The 6,702-nt window shown below is 40.1% G+C and carries 7 protein-coding genes; 4 read left to right on the top strand and 3 right to left on the bottom strand.

What is annotated here, in order from left to right; all coding sequences use genetic code 11:
- Window positions 1-167: 167 nt before the first annotated feature.
- A complete protein-coding gene (locus ACEYX7_RS10155) occupies window positions 168-641 on the top strand; it encodes a hypothetical protein (protein WP_374804476.1) in 474 nt (157 codons plus the stop codon).
- A gap of 82 nt (window positions 642-723) precedes the next feature.
- Here the strand turns inward: ACEYX7_RS10155 and ACEYX7_RS10160 are convergent, their stop codons facing one another.
- From ACEYX7_RS10160 to ACEYX7_RS10170, 3 genes are read right to left on the bottom strand one after another with little or no spacing between them, the layout of a single operon-like run.
- Window positions 724-1,644 (bottom strand): pseudouridine synthase, encoded by a 921-nt coding sequence (locus tag ACEYX7_RS10160; RefSeq protein ID WP_374804478.1) that lies wholly within the window; start codon window positions 1,642-1,644, stop codon window positions 724-726.
- Between the two features lie 10 nt (window positions 1,645-1,654).
- Window positions 1,655-2,401, bottom strand: coding sequence for a PAP2 family lipid A phosphatase (locus ACEYX7_RS10165; RefSeq protein ID WP_374804480.1), 747 nt, complete (start codon window positions 2,399-2,401; stop codon window positions 1,655-1,657).
- Window positions 2,398-4,035: a phosphoethanolamine transferase gene (locus tag ACEYX7_RS10170; protein WP_374804514.1), complete on the bottom strand. Its 1,638-nt coding sequence runs from the start codon at window positions 4,033-4,035 to the stop codon at window positions 2,398-2,400. Before ACEYX7_RS10170 ends, ACEYX7_RS10165 begins: the two co-directional genes overlap by 4 nt.
- A gap of 312 nt (window positions 4,036-4,347) precedes the next feature.
- On the opposite strand from ACEYX7_RS10170, the gene ACEYX7_RS10175 reads away from it, so the two are divergent.
- From ACEYX7_RS10175 to ACEYX7_RS10185, 3 genes are all read left to right on the top strand, one after another.
- The gene (locus ACEYX7_RS10175; protein WP_374900537.1) at window positions 4,348-5,583 is read left to right on the top strand and encodes a beta-ketoacyl synthase N-terminal-like domain-containing protein; all 1,236 of its coding nucleotides are present in this window, start codon (window positions 4,348-4,350) and stop codon (window positions 5,581-5,583) included.
- A complete protein-coding gene (hemJ, locus tag ACEYX7_RS10180) occupies window positions 5,580-6,038 on the top strand; it encodes a protoporphyrinogen oxidase HemJ (RefSeq protein WP_374807020.1) in 459 nt (152 codons plus the stop codon). The genes ACEYX7_RS10175 and hemJ overlap by 4 nt, the downstream gene beginning before the upstream one ends.
- Window positions 6,039-6,330: 292 nt before the next feature.
- The gene (locus ACEYX7_RS10185; protein WP_374900538.1) at window positions 6,331-6,651 is read left to right on the top strand and encodes a tetratricopeptide repeat protein; all 321 of its coding nucleotides are present in this window, start codon (window positions 6,331-6,333) and stop codon (window positions 6,649-6,651) included.
- Window positions 6,652-6,702 lie beyond the last annotated feature (51 nt).

Consider the following 6,702-nt stretch of genomic DNA (forward strand, 5'->3'; position numbering starts at 1 on the left):
ACCGATGAATCTTTTGCTGCTAATATCTATCTGGCTGCAACAATAATCAATTTGCGTTAATTGTCAACACGCCCTACTATAGTTTATTCCCCTTATGCAAAAAAATTACGGTTTTGCGTAAGTCCTATTTTTTTTGTTTGCATGCTTTTTTATTCGAAGGAATAGCAATGAACGCTTTAAAATTTTTGATCGTTATCGTTTTGTTATATATGGCACAAAGTTATTATCTCATGTCAAATGGTCATGTAAAAGACTTTATCGAACAAGCTGAAATGAAATCTATGCAAGACCCTGTTGCGGCTTGTGAATATTATAGTGATGACGTTGAAGTCAATATGAACTTACAGGCACCAGGCGGACACTGGGAAGTCGAAGGTGGTAAGGATGAGTTGTGTGGTTTTATCCGTCAAAATCAGGCTGCTGCTGTAGTTATGCAATCTGATGTAAATTGGACCTTTGACAATGTAAAAATAAATAGTCGCTTCCCGTGGCAGAATGCCAAAGCAGATTATGAAATGACGGGTTCACAGACAGTTATGGGACATACTATTCAATCTCATACCAAAAATGCAATCGAAATCAAACGCACGCTGACTGGTCTAAAAATCACCAAAGTTAATGTAACAGGTGGTGCAGGTTAAGGATATTGCACATTGGATAAGCAATAATTAGAGACGCCGTGCTCAGTAACCTGTAACACGGCTGACTTAACGCGTTTATTTTTTAAAACAACAATTCTTTTTCACTTTCAAAATAAAAATCTTGCCCTGTAATCGGATCAACAAACTGGATAGACTTTGCCAACAGCTGTAATGGTGAAGAAAAATCAACGTCCGCACGATGACAAATTTGCGGATATAGCTCATCATTTTTTAAGGGCAAACCTAAATAATTCATATGCACACGCAATTGGTGCATTTTTCCAGTAATCGGTTTAAGTTGATATTTCCCCCACTCACCTTGCCTTGCAATCAGCTCAATTTGAGTTTCACTATTGGCTATTTTATCAGGATGAATTTGCATAGTATAAAATGGCTCACCACGCTCAAGATGTAACTTTAAATGCTGCGGAAATAAAATATTTTCACGATATGGTGCAATAGCATAATAGATTTTTTGCACTTGTTTTTGGGCGAAAAGCTGTTGATATAACGCACGAGATGAGACGGTTTTACTAAATAAAATCAAGCCCGCAGTATCTTTATCCAAACGATGAATGGGTGTTAAATCAGGCAAGTTAAATTGTTTTTTTAAACGTGTTAATAAGGTTTGTTGTACATATTGTCCTGTCGGTGTCACGGGCAAAAAATGCGGTTTATCCACCACCAATAGATCTTGATTTTCAAAAATAATCTGATGTGAAAAAGGCACAACAATTTCTTGTGTCAAATGGCGATAATAATAAACTTTTTGATTTGTAAGATAAGGGCTATCTACGCTGAGTACATTTCCATTTTCTGACATAACTAAGCCGTCATGAAAGCGTTGTTGCCACTCGCTAGCTTGAATATGTGGAAATTTTGCAATTAAAAAATCCAATAGCGTGATGAAGTTACTTTGTGCAGGCAAATGTACACAACTAGGCGTTACGCCATCACGCATTAAAAATGCCTTATGGTTTGACGCTGGGTATTGTGATGTCATGAATGCAACCTTAGTTACGATAGCGACGAAACCCGCATATTGCTGCAAATGCCGACATCGCCCATGCCAGTAACATTGATACTAACGTATGGCTAAAAAAGTGATCACCGATAGCCATTTTATAGCCACCCATCAACCATGCAAATAGGGTCACTGATGCGATGATTTTCCAACGATGATTAGTTAGACTGGGTAAAAAAGCCAATGCGTACAAGGCAAAACCTGAGCTAGCGTGAGCAGCAGGAAAACATTTTGCAGGGATTTTTTGAGCCATACTTTCCAATAATGGCAAATATGGCATATCACCGCCGAATAGCGTTAGATATGCAGGGCAAGCCACGTGCGTCACGCTTTTTAGGCTAGCGATGACAGTAGGTATCATCAGCATGGTGATAGCAAGATAACCTAGCTCCCTTTTACTCAGTATTGCGACTGGGCTGAAGCATCGCTGAGCCGATAATACTACGGTTTTAGGCTGACGATCAGCGTACCACCGATAAACATAAGCCAAGATTAAATACACTTCTAATAGAATAAGTAACCGCTTAGGTCCAGTGTAAAATACCCAATCAGGCAAGCGAGCATCTTTGGCAATCCACCACTGACCGTCATCCATATAAAACCATTGGCTGATGGCAAGATCAATCGAGCTATGCTCCAACCATGCAGTGGCGATGACTGCTAAAAATAAAGCAGTCAGCATCTCGATACACCATTGTCGCACAGGCGGACGATAATCAGTGGACGTGGCAATCATTGGATAAACTTCGCCTTGCCTTCAATAGCAGTACTGTGCACATCAAATAGAGAAAGCAATGTTGGGGTGATGGCATCGTGCGTCAAAGGTTTATTTCCATCCACGGTTTGAATGCCCGAATTTTTGCCAACCCACATCACTGCACTGATATGACGTTGTTCGATTGGTGCGATGGCTTTAGGCATACCGTGTAGATATATTCCTTTTTCACCTAAACTTTCACCATGGTCAGAAGCATACAGCATAGCAACTTGATGGCTGTCATCATACTGTTTTAGCCAGCCAACTGTTTTAGCCAAAAAGTCATCTGTGGCAAGGAAAGCATTATCAAAGGCATTGATGAGTGCCTGATGATCACATTTGGCAAGTTCATTGCTTTCGCAAACAGTGGTAAATTTGGCAAATTCAGCATCATAACGTTTATAGTACGCAGGACCGTGGTTACCCATTTGGTGTAATACGATCAGCACATCTTTGCCTTGATGGTTTTTGACATAGTCATCCAACCCAACGAGCATACCCACATCTCGACACTCGTTATAAGGATTGGTGTTACATACCGTATTGGTTGGGGCAACTTTGTAATCATCATACTGCTCAGCAGGCAATCTATTCATCACACCTTTTGAGTCAGAATTGTTATCACGCCAGAGCACGTTCACACCAAGGCGATGTAAGGTATCAATGACATTTTCTTGGTATTGAGCAGTGTCTACGTCATAGTCTTTTTCACCAAGATAACTAAACATACAAGGAACGGAATAGGCAGTTGACGTACCACAAGACATGACTTGACTAAAGTTAGTCAGCCCAGCACCTTGTAGCTTAGCAAGCTGAGGCATGGTTTCACGTGGGTAACCATTTAGTGAACTATGGTCAGCACGTGCAGTTTCACCGACGACCATCACCATCAATTTTGGCTTACGATTGCTCGGTAATGTGGTTTGTGCCGCATCGCTAGCATGGGCTATCATCTCTTTCGGTGCAGTAGCTTTTTTATACTCAATACTGGCAAGCTTGCCCATTGCATACACAGGTGTGATGGGATTGGTATAAAAACGAATCGGCTTATGCTCTCGGAAAAAGCTGGCATATTGCTTACTCAAAAGCCCAATTGGTACGCCAACAATCAATAAACTGACTAACCAAGTTAACATCCGTTGCAATAGGCTTTTCTTGAGCGGTGGAAAAACCACTTTTTGGCTAATCACCCAAATACTCGGCACAAGCCCCAAAAAAAATAATCGAAGCAAAAATACCGCATTCATCAAATCCTTACTTTCAGCCGTATCGGTTTGTAAGGCATTTTGCAACATGGTGGTATCATATACCGTACCATAAGTATCAGTAAAATAACTGGTCGCAGCCGCAATCAAAATCAGCAGTACCAACACTGCCTTAAGCGTAAAGCGATAACTGAGCAACACGATTAACAGTAGCAATACCCCACCCAATACAAAGATACTGGAGATGAAAAAAGCCAAATGCTCTGTAAAAGGATAGACTTTCAAAAGTTGCTTAAAAAAACTGAGATTGGCAGTCACAAGTAAAAAAGCCGCCACAATCGCCATCATGACATAAGCATTGATGGGTTTATGGCGAAAGGCAAATAAGCGATCGCTGAGTGAGGTCATAGTCATAGTAGATTAAGTTACCCGCAGGGTTTCGTGACAATAAAAAGACAAAAGCGTAAGCAATGCAGAGTTTGCCCATACGTCGAAAAAGCGTATATTATAACGGTAAAATGATAAGATTATCAAAAAAATTACCCTACTAATCACTTAGCTTATCGAACTTTTTGCAAACTTTGGCAGTATTTATCACGAAATGACTGGGCTTTGGTATGCATAGTAGTTTTCAATAAAAATCTAATCATTTTTGCCATTGCACCAAAACATTAAACACGTTTAAATAATAACAATGTTTATATAATTAGGAAGTTCGACATGACACGTCGTGTAGTGATTACAGGCATGGGCATCAACTCATGTATTGGCAATACTTTGGATGAAGTATTACATAGCTTACAAAATGGTATTTCGGGTACACGTCACAACGCGACTTATGCCGAACTTAACTTTAAGAGTCATGTTAGTGCCGCAGCAGTGCAAGACTTTGAGCATATTGACCGTAAATTAAAACGTTTTATGGGTGTTTGTGCGATGTATGCTTATAACGCAGCATCAGCAGCTGTAGAACACGCTGGCTTAAGCAAAGAACAATTGGCAGGCAATCCACGTTATGGTATCGCAGGTGGTAGTGGTGGTAATTCGACCGCATCCGTTATAGAAATGTCTAAACTATTGGCAGAGAAAGGTGCACGCAAAGTTGGTCCTTTCTTTGTACCACGTAATATGAGTAATACCATTACTGCCAATCTGGGCGTCGCTTTTGGTTTACAAGGTGTAGCACATTCCATTACCAGTGCCTGTGCAACGTCAGCCGATGCGATTGGTTATGCGTATAATCTTATCCAACTAGGCAAACAAGATTTGATGCTTGCTGGTGGTGGTGAAGAAGACCATTGGTCACAAAGTTTACTGTTTGATGCCATGGGTGCATTAAGCTCAAAATACAATGACACGCCAGAACAAGCCTCTCGCCCTTATTCTAAAGACCGTGATGGATTTGTGATTGCTGGCGGTGGTGGTTTTGTGGTGCTTGAAAGCCTAGAACATGCCCAAGCTCGTGGTGCAAAAATTTTGGCAGAAATAGTCGCTTATGCCGCAAATAGTGATGGTGCAGACATGGTTGCACCGAGCGGTGAAGGTGCAACGCGTTGTATCTTAATGGCATTAGACGAAGCAAAACAGCATGGTGTAGAAAAGATTGATTATGTCAATACGCATGGTACATCTACCCCTGCTGGTGACGTGACTGAGCTAAAAGCCATGGAGCGTGCTTTTGGTGTGGGCAATGTACCACCAGTCAGTTCGACCAAATCTATGACTGGGCATAGTTTGGGTGCAGCAGGTGTACAAGAAGCCATTTATTGTATGTTGATGATGCAAAATGATTTTATTGCACCAAACATCAACGTCACTGAATTAGATGAAGGAACGGCTGGTGTCGATATTGTACTTGAAAAACGCGATGCAAAACTGGATACTATTATGAGTAACAGTTTTGGTTTTGGCGGCGTTAATGCTTGCCTCGTGTTTAAAAAGTGGAATGGTGAATGACCTCTCTCCCCGAATCCTTCTTATGGGTTAAAGCGTTTCATATCATTGCGGTGGTCTGCTGGTTCGCCGCATTGTTCTATCTCCCTCGACTATTTGTATACCATGCGATGACCGATGCTGATGATGTCAAAGCCCATCAGCGTTTCCAAGTCATGGAACGCAAGTTATATCGGGGTATCATGTGGCCTGCAATGATTGCGACCTTAATTACTGCGCATTTTTTAGTAGATTGGGGCGATGCGATTCAAGGTTATCACCAAGCAGCTTGGTTTTATATCAAAGTAGCACTGGTGGGTTTATTGGTGATTTATCATTTGGTTTGTGGTTATTACCGCAAAAAACTGATTGAAAATGCCCATTATAAAAGCCATAAATTTTGGCGTTTTTTTAATGAAATGCCGACATTAATCTTATTGGCTTGTGTGATTTTGGTGGTGGTTAAACCAAGTTTTTAAATCATTTAAATGACCTTTCAGCTTTCTGACAATCAAAATAGGTAAATGATTATGTACGATTTAAAACTATTCACTAGCCGATTTTGGTTGTCTTTATTTTTGATTTCAATTTTGGGGTTGATTGCTTGGGGATTGATGCATATTTTTATGCTGTGAGCATTGATTTACCTTATCATATGAAAAAAATTAAACCTTGTTAATTTTTAAAATTATTTTTTGCAAAAATATTTTATAACTCGATTATTTTTTGTTAAGATGGTCATACTTTCCACTACATACTTTAGATTCAATGATGAAACAACAATTATTCTCTGTGCTTTTCGCTGCATTACTCGCAACCAGTAGCACACATATTTATGCATACGAATATCAATATGGCTCATATAGCGAAGCCACATTAAAAAAAGCACAAGCAGGTGATGCTGAAGCCCAGAATACCATTGGTGATGGTTATTATGAAGGCAATGGCATTGAGCAAGATTATGAAAAAGCCTTTGAATGGTACAAAAAAGCAGCCGATAAAGGTCATTTGGAAGCAATGAACTCACTTGCCTATATGTATGAAAATGGCGATGTAGGCGATGCAGATATTAGACCTCTTTCGAAAATGTAAATTTAGCGATTAACTTGCCAATTTATAAATCCTGCCACTAATTTCATTCTC

It is taken from the genome of Hubeiibacter jixunmingi (genome assembly GCF_041928215.1).
In the GTDB taxonomy this organism is placed as follows: Bacteria; Pseudomonadota; Gammaproteobacteria; order Pseudomonadales; family Moraxellaceae; genus Acinetobacter.